15 protein-coding genes are annotated in these 16,094 nt (G+C 45.1%); 2 read left to right on the top strand and 13 right to left on the bottom strand.

Annotated features, from left to right (window positions below):
- Window positions 1-56 precede the first annotated feature (56 nt).
- The 5 genes from rpsI to rlmB all read right to left on the bottom strand — a co-directional run bounded on the left by rpsI (window position 57) and on the right by rlmB (window position 3,189).
- Window positions 57-449: a 30S ribosomal protein S9 gene (rpsI, locus tag NMM13_RS07670; protein ID WP_002893764.1), complete on the bottom strand. Its 393-nt coding sequence runs from the start codon at window positions 447-449 to the stop codon at window positions 57-59.
- An 18-nt stretch (window positions 450-467) separates the two neighbouring features.
- Window positions 468-914, bottom strand: a complete 447-nt coding sequence (gene rplM, locus NMM13_RS07665) for a 50S ribosomal protein L13 (protein WP_002876943.1) — start codon at window positions 912-914, stop codon at window positions 468-470.
- Window positions 915-1,066: 152 nt separating this feature from the next.
- The gene (locus NMM13_RS07660) at window positions 1,067-1,930 is read right to left on the bottom strand and encodes a DegV family protein (protein ID WP_254728389.1); all 864 of its coding nucleotides are present in this window, start codon (window positions 1,928-1,930) and stop codon (window positions 1,067-1,069) included.
- A complete protein-coding gene (locus NMM13_RS07655) occupies window positions 1,930-2,442 on the bottom strand; it encodes an NYN domain-containing protein (protein WP_003004212.1) in 513 nt (170 codons plus the stop codon). The genes NMM13_RS07660 and NMM13_RS07655 overlap by 1 nt, the downstream gene beginning before the upstream one ends.
- Before the next feature lie 18 nt (window positions 2,443-2,460).
- Entirely contained in the window at window positions 2,461-3,189 is a 729-nt protein-coding gene (gene rlmB / locus NMM13_RS07650) for a 23S rRNA (guanosine(2251)-2'-O)-methyltransferase RlmB (protein WP_003010074.1), read from the bottom strand.
- A 96-nt stretch (window positions 3,190-3,285) separates the two neighbouring features.
- Here rlmB and NMM13_RS07645 point away from each other — a divergent pair, with 96 nt between their 5' ends.
- Window positions 3,286-4,248 carry an aromatic acid exporter family protein gene (locus tag NMM13_RS07645; protein ID WP_254728387.1) on the top strand — a complete coding sequence of 321 codons (963 nt, stop codon included), beginning with the start codon at window positions 3,286-3,288 and terminating at the stop codon, window positions 4,246-4,248.
- 114 nt (window positions 4,249-4,362) lie between these two features.
- Window positions 4,363-7,584: an LPXTG-anchored zinc carboxypeptidase gene (locus NMM13_RS07640; RefSeq protein WP_254728384.1), complete on the top strand. Its 3,222-nt coding sequence runs from the start codon at window positions 4,363-4,365 to the stop codon at window positions 7,582-7,584.
- Window positions 7,585-8,199: 615 nt separating this feature from the next.
- Here the strand turns inward: NMM13_RS07640 and NMM13_RS07635 are convergent.
- The 8 genes from NMM13_RS07635 to cysE all read right to left on the bottom strand — a co-directional run bounded on the left by NMM13_RS07635 (window position 8,200) and on the right by cysE (window position 16,087).
- Window positions 8,200-9,867 carry an alpha-glucosidase gene (locus NMM13_RS07635; RefSeq protein WP_254728382.1) on the bottom strand — a complete coding sequence of 556 codons (1,668 nt, stop codon included), beginning with the start codon at window positions 9,865-9,867 and terminating at the stop codon, window positions 8,200-8,202.
- 66 nt (window positions 9,868-9,933) lie between these two features.
- Window positions 9,934-11,064, bottom strand: coding sequence for an ABC transporter ATP-binding protein (locus tag NMM13_RS07630; protein ID WP_023919456.1), 1,131 nt, complete (start codon window positions 11,062-11,064; stop codon window positions 9,934-9,936).
- Between the two features lie 124 nt (window positions 11,065-11,188).
- Complete coding sequence (locus NMM13_RS07625; RefSeq protein ID WP_254728380.1) at window positions 11,189-12,049, bottom strand: helix-turn-helix domain-containing protein; 861 nt, start codon at window positions 12,047-12,049, stop codon at window positions 11,189-11,191.
- Complete coding sequence (locus NMM13_RS07620) at window positions 12,046-12,444, bottom strand: Mini-ribonuclease 3 (RefSeq protein ID WP_049503453.1); 399 nt, start codon at window positions 12,442-12,444, stop codon at window positions 12,046-12,048. The genes NMM13_RS07625 and NMM13_RS07620 overlap by 4 nt, the downstream gene beginning before the upstream one ends.
- Entirely contained in the window at window positions 12,437-13,780 is a 1,344-nt protein-coding gene (cysS, locus tag NMM13_RS07615) for a cysteine--tRNA ligase (RefSeq protein WP_070449746.1), read from the bottom strand. The genes NMM13_RS07620 and cysS overlap by 8 nt, the downstream gene beginning before the upstream one ends.
- 41 nt (window positions 13,781-13,821) lie before the next feature.
- Window positions 13,822-14,586 (bottom strand): nucleoside phosphorylase, encoded by a 765-nt coding sequence (locus NMM13_RS07610; RefSeq protein ID WP_070449743.1) that lies wholly within the window; start codon window positions 14,584-14,586, stop codon window positions 13,822-13,824.
- Between the two features lie 4 nt (window positions 14,587-14,590).
- On the bottom strand, window positions 14,591-15,457 hold the full coding sequence (locus tag NMM13_RS07605) for a GNAT family N-acetyltransferase (protein WP_254728378.1): 867 nt from the start codon (window positions 15,455-15,457) through the stop codon (window positions 14,591-14,593).
- Between the two features lie 12 nt (window positions 15,458-15,469).
- Window positions 15,470-16,087, bottom strand: coding sequence for a serine O-acetyltransferase (cysE, locus tag NMM13_RS07600; RefSeq protein WP_254728376.1), 618 nt, complete (start codon window positions 16,085-16,087; stop codon window positions 15,470-15,472).
- Between the last annotated feature and the right edge of the window lie 7 nt (window positions 16,088-16,094).

The following is a 16,094-nucleotide window of genomic DNA, read 5'->3' as shown; positions in this document are numbered from 1 at the left end:
AGAAAAAGCATCCCGTATTTTTGATACGAAATGCTTTCAATAAGTTTAAATAAGTTTTAACGTTTACTAAATTGTGATGCTTTACGAGCTTTTTTCAAGCCTGGTTTCTTACGTTCAACTTTACGTGAGTCACGTGTAAGAAGTCCTGCGCGTTTCAATGAATCGCGGAAGTCTGGGTCTACTTGAAGAAGGGCACGAGCGATACCGTGACGGATAGCTCCTGCTTGACCAGCGTATCCACCACCTACAACGTTAACGAAAACGTCGTATGAACCTGCAGTTGAAGTAACTGCGAATGGTTGGTTGATTACAAGACGAAGGTCAGCGTGTGGGATGTACTCTTCAACATCTTTTTTGTTAACAGTGATTTTACCAGTTCCTGGAACAAGGCGAACGCGTGCAACAGCGTTTTTACGACGTCCAGTACCTGCATATTGTGCTTGTGACATACTTTATTGTTCCTTTCCTTAGATAAGTCCTGAAATATCAAGAACTTCTGGTTGTTGTGCAGCGTGAGTGTGCTCAGCTCCAACGAATACTTTCAATTTCATACCTTGAGCGCGGCCAAGAGTATTGTGTGGAAGCATACCTTTAACTGATTTCTCGATCAAACGTACTGCATTTTTAGAACGAAGTTCACCAGCAGAGATTGATTTCAATCCACCTGGGTGGTTTGAGTGAGTGTAGTAGATCTTATCAGTTGCTTTTTTACCAGTCAATTTAACTTTTTCAGCATTGATAACGATTACGAAGTCACCTGTATCAGTGTGAGGTGTGAATGTTGGTTTGTTTTTTCCGCGAAGCACGCTTGCAACAACTGCTGAAAGGCGTCCAAGAGGTACATCAGTTGCGTCAACAACGTACCATTTGCGTTCTACTTGGCCTGGTTTAGCCATGAATGTAGTTTTGTTCATGATTTCTCCTATATGAATGTCGTTTTTGTTTACAGGGCGGATGTTCCGGTCCGCAAGTTATTTGAAAGGTTCCGGGGCCTTACAAATGGGGTAAACAATACCGCCTACTATTGTATCAAAATTCTAAGATAAAAGTCAACCGATTTGGAAAATTATTTGCGATTTTCTTTTCCAATGACAAATCCGATCAAGGAATTCGGGCCGACGTGGGCTGAAATAACCGGTCCAAGAGGCATCACGAGAACTTCATCGACGCCTTCAAGCGCAAGCATTTCTTGCTTCAGTGCTTCGGCTCCTTCTAGATCGTTGGTATAAGATACCAAGGCTGTGCTTTCACCGATATCTGCTTTGATCAGCTCCAGTAATTCCCGGACAGCTTTTTTGCGTCCCCGAACCTTGCTAATAGGGACTAATTTCCCTTCCGCATCTATCCAGAGAATGGGTTTGATGCTGGCCAAACTTCCCATGATCGCGGCACTTTTTGAGAGACGGCCGCCACGCATGAGGTGGTAGAGGTCATCAACTAGGAAATAAGTCCGCAGTTTTGGCGCTAGGTCCATGATTTCTTCTTTGGCTTCTGCTAATGAACGACCTGCATCACGCGCAGCTACTGCTCGCATGACCAGATAACCCTCTCCAATCCCAGCAGCCTTCTGATCGACAATCTCGATCACGGCTTCCGGGTAGTCTTCTAAAACCAGGTCTCGTGCCATGACTGCACTCTGATAGGTCCCAGATAAGACTGATGAAAAGGCCACATAAAGCAGATCTTTTCCTTCTTTGGCAAATTGTTTAAAGGTTTCCTGAAATTGGCCCACATTGACCTGACTGGTTGTCGGTTTGGCCCCATTTTTCATGGCTTCTAAAAGCTCCGGGCTGGTCAATTGAGCTTGGCCTACTGTCTGGTAAACCGTCCCATCTAACTCAATGGTCAAGCCAAGAATGGTCACCTGATGTTCCTTGGCCCAGTTTTGGTCTAAATCTGCGGTCGAATCGGTTAAAATAGCAAATGTCATTACTTGTCTCCCATCATTTCTTGTAATTGTCGCAATACTTCGTGATCGAGCGGTCGCATGGGTGGTTTTTGATCGTTAACCACTCGCTGCGCTTGATTGAGGTTTCCTTTGACGACTGCGACCCGTTTTTCTAACTCTCTGGCAGATACCCGAAGAGCTCCTTGAGCAAAGACGGTCCATTGCTCATTTAAGTCACTGGTCGCTACTGATACTTGGTGGAGGGGCGTGTTAAGCTCTGCCGCCAAGCGCTCGATATAGTCATCTGCCGTCTCATCCTCACCGGTAAAGACCACCTGAACATTGAACTCCTCATAGGTCTGCCGCACTCCTGGCATATACTGGGCATCAAAGACACAGATGACTTCGATTCCTTCAAAGCTAGCATAGTGGCTCAGTTTTTGCAGGAGGATATTGCGGGCTGCATCGAGCTCACTTTTTTGAAAGAGCTGGCGGGTCTCCTGCCAAAAGGCAATCATATTATAGCCGTCAACCAATAAGATTTTTCGTTTCATATCATTGCCTTTCTAGGATTATAGTCGATTGCGAAAGACCTCATACATAAGGATGGCTGCTGCCACACTGGCATTGAGGCTTTGCACATGACCATTCATGGGAATGGTGATCATCTCATCGACTTGTTTTTTGATATTGGCTGAGATCCCTTTTCCTTCATTGCCAATGATCAAGGCTAACTTGCCAGCCGTATTCCACTGATGAGATGGCGTGCCGTTCATGTCGGTTCCAAAGATCCAGAAGCCCTCTTCCTTTAGCTTGTCTAAGGTTTGGCTAAGATTGGTCACACGCGCAATGGGAATGTGTTCCACTGCTCCGGTAGAAGTTTTTGACACCACTGGGGTCACCCCAACCGCTCGGTGCTTAGGAATGATGACTCCTGAGACATTGGTCGCATCAGCTGTCCGCAAGATAGATCCAAGATTGTGCGGATCTGTTAAGCCATCGAGAATCAATAAAAGCGGGTTCTCTTCTTGGGCTGTCTGTTTCAGAATCGCTGCCAAGTCGGTGTAAGCAAAGGCTGCCACTCGAAGAACAAAGCCTTGGTGAACAGCTCCTTCTGTCATTTCCTGCAGGGTTTTCTTTGGCGTCCAAGAAATCGACACTTTTTTCTCAGCTGCTAAGGCCTTGATCTTGTCGACATTTTTCCCTCGGAGGTCTTCTTGAATATATAATTTATTGCCTGTATTGGCTTGTAAAGCCTCGGTGACTGCATGGACACCGTATACGATATCGTTATTTTCCATAGAACTAGTATACCATAAGAAAGGAGGATGAGGCCAATTCATGATATAATGAAATGAAATCTATCTCAGCGAAACTAGTAAAATAGAAAGGAAACCATGCCTCTTTTTCAACGAACCATTAAGCTCACCTTGGCCACCTGTTTAGCAGCTGCCCTTGCTTATGCTCTGGGCTTGACCTATGCCATCTCAGCTGGCGTCATTGCCATCTTGAGCATCTCTGATACGCGTCGCAGTACCATCAAGCAAGCCTACCAGCGCTTTATGTCGACCTTGCTAGCCCTTGCTATCGGAAGTCTCGCTTTTTCCTTTTTTGGATTCAACCTCTGGGCACTGGGAGTTTTTATCGCTCTCTATGTTCCTGGTGCCTTTCTATTGGGTTGGCAGATCGGTATCACCCCTAGTACGGTGTTGGTTACCCACCTCTTGATTGAGCAGTCTACCTCCTGGGGGCTCTTGCTCAATGAACTTGCTCTCTTTTTAATTGGGACCAGCTTTGCCTTGCTGGCCAATCTCTATATGCCTTCTAATCAGGGAGCGATCGATCACTACCATGATATTGTTGAAGACCAACTGAAAAAGATCCTTGGTCGTTTTGCGGAATTACTTAGTAAAGGGGATGGTCGCAATGATGCTCGCTTGATTAAGGAGTTGGATGGTATCCTAAAGGACGCTTTGAAGCTAGTTTATCTGGACCATTCCAACCACCTCTTTCACCAAACCAACTACCATATTCACTACTTCGAAATGCGCAAGCGGCAAAACGATATTCTGCGGGATATGGCAGAAAACGTCAACCGCTGTCAGTTGGCGGCGAGTGAAAGCATAATCCTAGCTCAACTTTTTAAGAAAACGGCCCAACAGTTAAGCCAGAAAAATCCTGCCCAAGATCTTCTAGATGATATTAGTCAGTATTTGGCGATCTTTCGCGAACGTCCTCTTCCTAAGACCCGTGAAGAATTCGAAACACGCGCCACCTTGCTCCAACTCTTAAGAGACTTAGAAACTTTTATCCAGGTCAAGGTTGATTTTTACCAACAATTTCATAAGGAGACAGAATAGACAAAAAGGCCCTTGCAAGATGCAAAGGCTTTTTTATTCGGGGTTTTGTTGTAAACACTTTCCTAAAATGGTATACTAGAAACGGAAAATAACTTTTTAAGGAGGGTCTTCTATATGAAGTCTTCGTATAAGAAACATTTGTACACTACAACACTCAGCCTCTCAGCGGCTGTCTTGCTTTCCGTTATCGGTCATGGCCAAGCTTCAGCCGATAGCTTAGAAGCGCCTCAAACAGAGCCTAGCACGGCCCTTGAAGCGACACCTGCTACTGAGCAACCTGTGACCGCCGAGACGACCAGTCCCGCTGCATCCACAGAAGTAACTCCTGCTAGTCCTACAGAAACCGCAGCGACTTCTGATGCGGCTTCTACAACAGAAGTTGCTCCAACCGCTAGTCCAAGCACTACCCGTGCTACAACGACCGCTGACCAAGCGACTCGATTGACGGATAGCACCATTTATCTCTCTGAAAAGAGTACGATTGATGACAAAGTCCAAGAAAAAGCTCAAGCTGCTGGCAAGATCAGCTGGACCTTAGACAATAAACCTCTCTCTGAGTGGAAAACCTGGGATATGGAGACAGGAACACTGAGCAAGGATCCATTCCTTACTATCACAGAGACCGCAAACGGCAATGATCTGGATCTCCACATTGACGTGCAGGATCTCTTTGGTGAAGATCTCAGTCTTCGTAGCCCAAATAATATTCGCCGGACTTACCGCAACTACATCGGCAACCATGAACTGGTCGGGACCAATGCAGACTTAGGTGTGACCATCAATAAAACCCTTGTTTTTAGACCTTACCAAGACTACCATACACATGAAGAGATGCTGGCTGCCATCGAAAAATCCAAGGAAGAAGCGAAACCCGATCGTTTAGTGCAGCTGGAAACTCTTGGCAAGAGTGCCCAAGGCCGGGATATGAAGATGGGGATCGTGAGCAAGGACCAAGCCAGCATTGATCACTACCTTTCTAGTACCAACCCTACAGCTTTGACTAAGCCAAGTGAAATGCTGGCCGCACTAAAAGACAAGACCTTGGATTACAAATTACCTGTCTTAGTCCACAACACCCACGCGGATGAACAGCCAGGCATTGATATCATCACAGGCCTCTTCCATACCTTCGCTACAGAAAATCAAGTCACTTTTAAAACGACAGACGAAGCTGGTAACGTCAAGAATGTGACCCTGGACATCCCAACTCTCTTAAACAAATTCATTTTCTTATTTGACTTCACGGAAAACCCTGATGGGGACGCTCTCAACCTGCGTGCTTTGGCCAATGGACTGGATCCCAACCGCGATGCCAGCTACCAAACCAACCCTGAAGTGCGTACTGTCATCCAAATGATCAACAAGTGGAATCCAATTGCTCTCTATGATATCCATGGATTTGTCAAAGAATTCTTGATTGAGCCTGCAACACCTCCACATGATCCGAACTTTGAATACGACCTCATGTCCAACCTCATGCTAGAAAATGCCCACCATATGGGCCGCGCAGGGGTTGCCAATTCCAAATACGACAGCTACATCATTCCAAAACTGGATTGGGGAGATGGCTGGGATGATTCCTTCTCAGGTTATACAGGTGTCTATGCTGTCTATCACGGCATCTTGGGCCACACCATTGAAATACCAGAATCCAACCAAGAATCCTATAAGGCTGGACGCAATGCTGTCCTCGGCGGCATTGACTTCCTCAACCAAGATCCAGACCGTCTCCTTGAGATGCGTCTCAACTTCTACCTGCGTGGTCTCAATAAAACGGAAGATCCAAAAGCTGAAAATGAACTGGTTGGCCCAAATGGGGAAATCGTTGGACGTGTGAAAAACGGTCGTCCAAAATTCTTCCCAGACTACTACGTCATCCCAATGAGCCTCGACAAAGACAACGATGCCCAAGAAGCCTTCAATATGATCGACTACTTCAAACGCAATGGTGTCCTCGTCAAAGAACTCAAAGAAGATATTGGCAACTATAAAAAAGGGGACTTAGTCATTGATATGGCCCAAGCCAAACGGGGCTATGCCAACCATATTCTCTATAAGGGCTCCAACGAATCTGCCTGGGCTGCTATGTACGCAGAATTGCTGGTCAACTTCCCAGATATGAGAGGGTTCAAGTCCGAACCTGTCTTTGCGGATGGTCTTTTCAATGGAAAATTAGGCGAAGTCACCACCACCCGTGCGACTCGTACCTCTGAGATCGATTCAAAAGCTCCTTACTATGTGATCGCAAATACCTCAGCCAGTGCCGTTAAAGCTATCAACCAGGCCATTGCGCAAGGCAAATCTGTCTATCTAACAGATGATGGCTACATCGTTGACCGCGATACCTTTGCTTCACTCCTGCCAAACTATGCCATCTATGGTGATGCCCTCTACAAGGTACCAAGCGGGCCAACCTTGAAACCGATGAAGGTCTACTCTCCAAACTACCACTATAATTGGGCTGGAGTCGATGCGCCTGCTCATACCAGTCTAGTCCTTGAAAAATTAGGTTTCCAAATCGTCAATACTCCAGAAGAAGCGGATGTTGTTATTTTGGAAAGCAATCGTTTTGACGCTTCCATCTTTGGTAAGAAACCGACCCTTGTCATTGGTGGGGAAGCCATGCAAAAACTGGAAAAATTGGGAGTTCTTGCAGGATTTGACGCTGAAAAATTAAAAGGCGGTAGCGACTACGAAGGCTTGATGAAAGCGATCATTGATGATCAGGATCCATTGACCAGCGGATACAAGAAGAATACCCTCTTCTACTCCAACTCAGGAAACTGGATTGAAAAGGTTCCAGAGCATTTCAAAACCTTGATGAGTATCGCTCCGAGCGACTACTACATTGCTGGCTGGTGGCCACATAACGATGTTCTAGCCAACAAAGTCATGGCGATCTCTGGAGAACTGATGGGACAACCACTCTTTGTCTATGCCGGAAATCCAACCAACCGTCAACACCCTGTCCACTTCTTCCGCTGGGTAACCAATGCGATCTTTGGCAGCAAGTTGGCTAGCTTGATGGATTACATTCCAGCTAAAGAACCAGATCAAGTGGTGGTTCCAATTCATAACCAAACAACCACTCCACAGCCAATCTTGACCAAGAAGGAGACTCCTAAAGTTCTCCTTCCACAAAAAGAAATGACAACTGAAAATGGAGAAAGTGTGCAATCCTTGACTTACCAAGTAGGACAAAGCTTTCAAGAAAGTCCATCCAAGGCACAATTGCCACAAACTGGAGAAGACACAACGGCGCGCTTCATTCTTTCAGGCTTCTTGTTAGCCATTAGCGGAGGCTTCCTCCTCTTGAAAAAGAAAGAAGTTGAATAAGTTCCAGCTTTAGACTTGGATAACATGAAAAGAACCTTCGCAGACGCGAAGGTTCTTTTTGGAGATAAAATATCTTTCAAAACTTTCCTTAGGTGAGTACGGAGGTTAGGTGAAATTATCCGGTGGATGATTTCAGCAATCCAGGAAGTTCCATGACTGATTAAGATATAAAGGGCGTCTGCGGATACAGTCAAAATAGGGAGCAGGACAGAAGCACTTTTGTATGGTATTGCTTCGTTGTCCTGCCCCCACAAGGCTGATTAGGATTCTTCCAAGCTAAAAGGTGAGAGAAGAATTCAATCAGCTACTGTGTCTTGGATTTAGTACTAATGTATTTTGCGCTTTTGACACAATCCGCAGCCCGTGTTCAATTCGTTTTGGACCCCTTCGCTTTTTAATTTTTAGGCTCAGGCTAAAACAGTTCCCCGAACTGTTTTACTCCCAAAACTCCCGAGTGCTTGAAACAATAATGTTTCAAGCACTTTTCTCACGGCGGAAAGTTTCAGTTTATACTTGACTGATTCTAAAGTATAAAAAACTTATATAAATTTCTCCAGAATATTTAATGAAAATACTATTCTACATTAAAGTCCAACACTGATGCAAAGTTTCTCCTTATTCCACCAATTCCAGCACAATGCTTTGGTAAGGGGCCAATTCTAATACCTGGTCTCCTTCTTGGAACAACCCAGCAGTATTATTTAAAACGAGCGTTTTAATCGGAGCTGGTAACTCCAAAGTGGCCTGGCGATTTTGGAAATTGCTGATTACCATGAGACGCTTGTCCCCACGGCGTTCGAAGGCGATGATATTCTCACGGTCCCGATAAGCTGGGATCATATCTCCAAACCGGATGGTATTCCCATAGAGGGGATGACGATACAAGGCCGTCAGCTGACGGTAATAATTCAAAATAGAATCTGGATCCTTTTCCTGGTCTTCCACATTAATGGAATAATCTGGTTTGGGACTGATCAGCCAGGCTGGTCCATCGCTAAAGCCCAGACCTGGCTCTCTTGTCCACTGCATCGGTGTCCGCGCATTGTCTCGGCTGTAGTTGGCAATCACTGCTAAGGCTTCTTCCTCGCTCAAACCAGCTTCTTTAGCCACATGGTAGCCATTGATGGTCGCGATATCATCAAAGTCCTCTACTGATTCAAAGACTTGGTTTTCCATTCCAATTTCTTGGCCTTGATAGATAAACGGAATTCCCTTGCGCAAAACCTGAATAGTCCCTAAAGCTTTTTTACTGGTGTCGTTTACTGGACCTTCAGCAATATAATGGGACACCCCACGAGGCTCATCGTGGTTTTCAATGATGGTCGAGAGAACTCCAATACTATCTGCGCGCTCATGCGCTTGGAAAATACTTTCCTTGAGTTCATCTGCTGTTGGAAGACTATGGTCAAACCAGCCTTTTCCTTCCTTCCCTAAGCAGGTTTGTTTGAAATCAAAGATCGATGAGAAAACGCCATCTTTTCCGATAAAGAAATGTAACTCTTCGTCGGTTTCATTGAACACTTCCCCTACTGTGAAGGCATTGTACTTGGCGAAGGTTCGCTCCTTTAACTCTTGCAAGAATGGTTCAATCGATTGGGCATTCACTAGAGACTCCGGTACTGGGACCAAGCCATTTTCGCGATCAGACGGAAGCGAACGCCATTCTAGATCTTTTTTGATATTGATAATAGCATCGATCCTAAAGCCCGCAATTCCCTTGTCCAACCACCAGTTGATCATCTTGTAAATTTCTTCGCGCAAGATAGGATTTTGCCAATTGAGGTCTGGCTGGTCCTTATGGAAAGAATGGAGATAGTACTTATTGGTGCCAGGAACCGGCTCCCAAACACTGCCCCCAAAGTAACTTTCCCAGTTGTTGGGTTCTTTGTCACTTTCGATGAAGTAAAAGTAGTCCGCATAAGGGCCATCTGGATCTGCTAAAGCCTTTTGGAACCACTCGTGATGACTGGAGCAATGGTTAACCACCAAGTCCATAATGATAGAAATGCCCCGTTTCTTACCTTCCGCAATCAGCTCCTCCATATCTTCCATAGTTCCAAAAATAGGATCAATGGCATAATAGTCAGAAATATCATAGCCCTGGTCAATAAACGGACTCTTGTAAATAGGCGATAACCAGAGGATATCAATCCCCAAGTCTTGAAGGTAATCGAGTTTCTCCGTGATTCCTTTTAAATCACCGACACCATCGCCATTGCTGTCCTTAAAGCTTTTTGGGTAGATCTGGTAAGCAACCTTCCCCTTCCACCAGTCTTTTTCCATGTCTTGTCTCCTTAAAATGAAAGAGACCGAGACAAATCGTCTCAGTCTCTATAGTGTCAGTAGGTATTAGTATACTGTTTTTTCAGTTTCTTTGTCGAAGAAGTGAGCTTTGTTCAAGTCAAATCCAAGTTCGATGGTTGCACCAGTTCCAAGGTAGTCACGCGCATCCACTTTAGCGATGAATTCGTTGTCACCAACTTGGCAATACAAGTGAGATTCAGAACCGAGCAACTCAGACACAGAGATCGTAGCTTTCACAACTGATTCTGGGAAAGTTTCAAGGAATGCAGCTTCTGTATTCACGTCTTCTGGACGGATACCAAAGATCAATTCTTTACCATCATAGCCTTTTTCACGAAGAACTTTCAAAGCACCTTCTGGAACTTTCAAATTCAATCCATTAGCAACGATGTGTCCACCTTCCAATTTCACGTTAATGAAGTTCATTGCAGGGCTTCCGATGAATCCAGCTACGAATTTGTTCACTGGGTTTTTGTATACTTCTTGAGGAGTTCCGATTTGTTCTACACGTCCAATTGTACCAGTACCAGCTGGGTTTTTAGTAGCAGACATGATAACGATACGGTCAGCCAATGTCATCGCTTCTGTTTGGTCGTGAGTTACGTAGATGGTTGTAGCTCCGATACGGCGGTGGATTTTCGCGATTTCAGCACGCATGGATACACGAAGTTTCGCATCCAAGTTTGACAATGGTTCGTCCATCAAGAACACTTTTGCATCACGGACAATGGCACGTCCCATAGCCACACGTTGACGTTGACCACCAGAAAGGTCAGCTGGTTTACGATCCAAGAATTCTTTCAAGCCAAGGATTTCAGCTGCTTCTTGTACACGTTTGTCGATATCTTCCTTGCTGTATTTACGCAATTTCAAACCAAAGGCCATGTTATCGTACACAGTCATGTGTGGGTAAAGAGCGTAGTTTTGGAATACCATGGCGATGTCACGGTCTTTAGGTGCTACGTTATTTACAACAGTACCATCGATGGAACATTCACCTTCTGTGATATCTTCAAGACCAGCAATCATACGAAGAGTTGTTGATTTACCACATCCTGAAGGACCTACGAAAACGATAAACTCTTTGTCTTTGATGTCCAAGTTGAAATCTTCAACTGAATAGTGTTCGCTGTTTGGATATTTTTTGTAAATATTTTTAAGATTTAATTCTACCATGATGGTACTCCTTTGATTTTTATAATTCTATTGTAAATGAAAACGCTTTACAAAGCTATGGCAAGTCTCACAAAAAAGAAAAAGAGTTTTGTGCAAGTTGCACAAAACTCTCGATTGATTCCGTTTAAATGACATCTTGCAAGACTAAATGGTAGCAAAGAGCCAGATCTGTCAGATTTTTCAACTGGAGACCCGTTAGCTCTTCCCACTTATCAATCTTGTATTGGAGCGAATTGCGATGGAGATAGAGTTGCTGGGCCGCCTTGGTCACGACTGCCCCATTTTCCCAAAGAGCGACAATGATGTCTTGCAATTGATCTTGACTTTCAATCAACTGATACAAGCTTTCTTTGATTGGAGTAAGGTCCAGACCTGCCTGCTCGATCCCCCACAGATAGAGTTGGGAAAAGCGATAGACGCCTTGATGCCCTTCTCGGATCCAAGGTCGAAAGACCGCCTGTTCTGCTCGTATAACCGGAGACACTTTTCCTTCCTTTGAGTCGGCCCATACTTGCCCGACCAGGATAGATAAACGAATATTGAAGTCATATTCCATAGCAGAGACGGTATCTTTTAAGATATCGGCCACAGGCAAAGACTGGTCCTGGTCCAGAATGAGCACATAATCTTGTCCACTCAGTTGCAAGGTTGCTCGGAAGTTGGGCAAGAGTGTCTGCATCATCTCTAACCAAGAAGCCATCCCTTCCGCTGTTGAGTGCGAGAGATGGCAATAGACAAGCTGCATTTTTTTGATGACCTGAGGGGCTTCTCCCTTTCCATCGATCAGGTATTGGTACCAAGGATTGGGGGCAACCTCTTCTTCACCTCCCAACCAGGAAATCAATTGTTTTTCTCGCTCGGTTAGCTCTTCTTCCTTCAGTAGCAGCCATTGATGAGCCTGAAGGGGTATCGCTACATAACCAGCTGGTGGATGGGCTTGATCCGTCACCTCTGCATGAGGAAACCACTCTCTGATATTTTTCACTGCTTTCTTCCTTCTTCTACTTGCTGGATGCACCAGTTGATCAATTCTTCTAAACGAGCAAGCTCACCCGTCATATGAAGATAGCCCATGACGGCTTCAAAGCCTGTCGACATGCGATAAGTCACGACATCCGCATTTTTGGCCTTGGTATGGCTATTGGTATTGCGACCGCGCTTGTAGATCTCCAACTCTTTTTCTGTCAGAATTTCTTGCTCCAGCATGCTTTCAATCAAGCTAGCCTGAGCTCTAGCAGAGACGTAGCGGGTTGCAGCCTGGTGAAGCTTATTGGGCTTGGTCATCCCTTGAAAAATTAGGTGCCTACGAATATACATGGAATAGACCGCATCCCCTTCAAAGGCAAGGGCGATCCCATTGATTAGATTGACATCAATCACGTGTCCACCTTACACCTTCTTTTGTATCCAAGAGCTTGATTCCTTGCGCAGCCAATTCATCGCGAATGGCATCTGCTCGCGCAAAATCTTTCTTAGCCCGCGCTTCCTGACGTTCAGCGATCAAGGCTTCAATATCTGCATCCAAAACTTCTTCAACAAAGACCACTCCAAAGACTTCTAACATCTTTGCCAAGGCATCCTTAACGTCTTGATTGTAGTGACCTGAATTGATCCATTTGGCCAATTCAAAGACAACGGTGATTCCGTTTGCGGCATTGATATCTTCATCCATGGCCGCAATAAACTTGTCCACAAAGTTTTGTAAGTCTGCTGGATCCACTTCTCCGGCGAAAGGTTGCTCATAGGTATTTTTCAAATACTTAAGGTTGGTCTCCGCATCGCGGACAGCTTTTTCTGTGAAGTTAATGGGCTTGCGGTAGTGCTGGGTCGCAAAGAAGAAGCGAAGCACTTGGCCATCGATCGTCTTCAAGGCATCATGCACAGTGATAAAGTTGCCCAAGGACTTGGACATCTTGACATTGTCAATATTGACAAAGCCATTGTGCATCCAGTAATTAGCAAAGGTTTGACCAGTTTTAGCCTCTGACTGGGCAATTTCATTAGTATGGTGCGGAAACTCAAGGTCAGCTCCACCACCGTGAATATCAATGGTATCGCCTAAAATCCCCGTTGACATGACCGAACACTCAATGTGCCAGCCAGGACGACCAGGTCCCCAAGGGCTTTCCCAAGAAACTTCACCCGGCTTCGCAGCTTTCCAGAGGGCAAAATCGACTGGATTTTCCTTGCGAGCTGTTTCCTCATCTGTCCGACCAGAAGCTCCTAGCTCTAGGTCTTCCAAAGTTTTATTGGCTAACTTAGCATAGTTGTGAGATTTTTCCACACGGAAATAGACATCGCCTTGGCTCTCATAGGCATAGCCTTTTTCGATCAAGTCGGTAACAAAGCGAATGATGTCATCCATAAACTCAACCACACGAGGGTGGCGGGTTGCAGGCTTGACCCCAAGAGCCGTCACATCCTCACGAAAGGCCGCGATGTACTTATCCGCCACTTCTTGTGGGGTGATGCCTTCTTCCTTGGCACGGTTGATGATCTTATCATCCACATCGGTAAAGTTGGAAATATAGGCAACTTCGTAGCCACGATACTCAAAGTAGCGACGAATCGTGTCAAAGGCTACCGTTGAACGGGCATTCCCAACGTGGATATAGTTGTAAACTGTTGGCCCACAAACATACATGCGGACCTTCCCTTCCTCGATGGGGACAAATTCTCGCAAATCACGAGACATGGTATCATAAATTTTTAACACGCTTCATTTCCTTTCTGTTTCTAGCTTTTGAATCTATATTCTCATTTTTCCAACTCTAACGCAATATCGACAGCAATCTTAAAGAAAGTCATAGCATCTGCTTTTCTATCTTCACGTCTAGCATCCCATTCATGATTGTGATGATCCACATAGTCAGCCGTGTAGAAAAATTGATAGACCTTGGCTTGTCGATATTGAGCCCAAGCCATGATAGCCGAAGCTTCCATATCTACAACTTTCGCTCCTGCTGCAAGTCTTCGTTTAACCTTAGCAGCTGTTTCACGGTAGAAGGCATCTGTCGTCCAAGCTTTAGTCCGAATGTGATCAATACCAGATTTGTTCAAAGCGTTCTCCAGAGTTGAGAGAAGCACTTCATCATAAGAAATTTCATCACTTGCTGGAGCATAGTGATAACTAGTACCTTCATCACGTAAAGCTGAACTTGGTATAATAATTTTATCTGCTTGAATAGACTGATCTAGAACTCCGCAAGAGCCCAAAACGATAAAGTTCTTAAAGCCTCTCGCTTTGAGTTCTTCTAAGAAACCCACAACCATTGGAGCTCCAATAGTAGCCATAGCAACTGCAAGTTTAAGTCCATCTACTTCATAGATATACCATGAAAATTTGCCATTTAGGTTGGTAAGATAGCCACCTTCATAGACTCCGTCTATCTGCTTTACTCGTTTAAGGATTTCTCCATTAAAAGACAGAATTATAGTATCACAGATTTCTCCACTACTAAGAAGGCTTCGGTCAGTTGGCTCGATAACAGCAGGTACATTTTCAAATTCTTCTAGTAACATTTATTCACTCTTTCCTATCTAGATAAACCACCTGAGTCTGTTTGACAAAGCCAATCTTTTCATACAAACGTTTGGCACCTACATTGCTGTCTTCCACGGCAATCTGAAAGGCCTTGTCATTTTGCTCAATGAGTTGGTTGACAAGGGATTTTGCCAGGTAGCTCCCATAGCCTTTGCCACGTTCAAGTTCGGCTATTGCTAAACCATAGAGGTAATTCGTATTACTCGATAAATCAACCGTGCAAGTCCCAATAACCTGACCATTTTTTAATAAAATATATAGGCGACTTTCTAGATCTTTTAGAGCTTCAGCGACATATCTATCCACAACTTCTCTCGATTCATGTTCCTCTGAAAATGCCTGAAATTTTAACTGACTAATTTGCTCCTGATAGGAACGATCTGCTAACAAAACTTCAAGATTAGAGACAGTTGCTAACAGATAAGGTCTTCTATCCTTACCTAACCAAGTTTCTGTCTCTTCATCCTCAACCAGTCCCCAATTGCTGGCAAACTCCGGATGGCGCTCTAGAAAAACACGCTCTGTCTGAAAAGTCACAGACTCAATGGGATAAGATGCCGTTTCTTTCTCAAAAATCGTAAACAATGCACGCGCAATTCCCTGACGGCGATGATTTGGATGGACCAGTATCGCTACTTCCACATCTTGGTCATCTGCATAGACGGTTAATAGGCCAACAAGTTCACCTTTTTCGTAATAAAGAAAAAAGGCGGGCATGTTGGGGTCAAAATTGAGCATATTGGAGAGATAAGGCTCCCGAAAAGTTCCGTCATCCTTCTGACAGACGGCAATAAGGGCCTTTGCTTCCAGTAGTTGGTGGTCATTTAATGTATTGGTTGATTGAATCACGTAGCTATCTCCTTACAAACTGGATGAACGATGGCTAGCTTCCTTGGCATGCTCCAGCTTATTCATATAATATTCCCGTTTTTCTTCTTCTTGGTGAATGACTGGTTCGTCTTTTCGACCGTGCACCCGCACAATCTTAGCAGGGACTCCGACAACGGTCACATCACTCGGTACATCGGAGACCACGACCGCTCCCGCTCCTACTTTGGCCTTGGCCCCAATCTCAATCGGACCGATGACCTGGGCATGAGCGGAGACCAAGGCTCCTTCACGAACCGTTGGATGGCGTTTCCCGACATCCTTCCCTGTTCCCCCAAGGGTCACCCCGTGGTAGAGCATAACGCCTTTTTCAACAATGGCTGTTTCCCCGATAACGAGGCCCGCTCCATGGTCGATAAAGACACCAGAAGCAATGGTCGCACCTGGATGGATTTCAATCTGGGTCCAAAAACGCCAAAACTGACTATGCATCCGCGCCAAGAGCTTAAAGCCATGGTTCCACAAAAAGTGGGAAACACGGTGAGCTGCCAGTGCTTTGACGCCCGGATAGGTCAAAAGGACCTCCAGCGAGGTACGCGCTGCTGGGTCATTTTCTTTTACAATATCGATGGTTTCACGCCACCATCCCATACCGTGC

Origin of the sequence: Streptococcus sp. CF8_St5-11, assembly GCF_024295625.1 — a bacterium.
In the GTDB taxonomy this organism is placed as follows: domain Bacteria; phylum Bacillota; class Bacilli; order Lactobacillales; family Streptococcaceae; genus Streptococcus.
Note: the sequence above shows the minus strand (reverse complement) of the source record. Positions and strands in the feature narration are given on the sequence as shown.

Excerpts from the sequence above, each read along its gene's own strand:
- rpsI (WP_002893764.1), bottom strand. The coding sequence starts at position 449 with ATGTCACAAGCACAATATGCAGGTACTGGACGTCGTAAAAACGCTGTT.
- rplM (WP_002876943.1), bottom strand. The coding sequence starts at position 914 with ATGAACAAAACTACATTCATGGCTAAACCAGGCCAAGTAGAACGCAAA.
- NMM13_RS07660 (WP_254728389.1), bottom strand. The coding sequence starts at position 1,930 with ATGACATTTGCTATTTTAACCGATTCGACCGCAGATTTAGACCAAAAC.
- NMM13_RS07655 (WP_003004212.1), bottom strand. The coding sequence starts at position 2,442 with ATGAAACGAAAAATCTTATTGGTTGACGGCTATAATATGATTGCCTTT.
- rlmB (WP_003010074.1), bottom strand. The coding sequence starts at position 3,189 with ATGGAAAATAACGATATCGTATACGGTGTCCATGCAGTCACCGAGGCT.
- NMM13_RS07645 (WP_254728387.1), top strand. The coding sequence starts at position 3,286 with ATGCCTCTTTTTCAACGAACCATTAAGCTCACCTTGGCCACCTGTTTA.
- NMM13_RS07640 (WP_254728384.1), top strand. The coding sequence starts at position 4,363 with ATGAAGTCTTCGTATAAGAAACATTTGTACACTACAACACTCAGCCTC.
- NMM13_RS07635 (WP_254728382.1), bottom strand. The coding sequence starts at position 9,867 with ATGGAAAAAGACTGGTGGAAGGGGAAGGTTGCTTACCAGATCTACCCA.
- NMM13_RS07630 (WP_023919456.1), bottom strand. The coding sequence starts at position 11,064 with ATGGTAGAATTAAATCTTAAAAATATTTACAAAAAATATCCAAACAGC.
- NMM13_RS07610 (WP_070449743.1), bottom strand. The coding sequence starts at position 14,586 with ATGTTACTAGAAGAATTTGAAAATGTACCTGCTGTTATCGAGCCAACT.
- cysE (WP_254728376.1), bottom strand. The coding sequence starts at position 16,087 with ATGGGATGGTGGCGTGAAACCATCGATATTGTAAAAGAAAATGACCCA.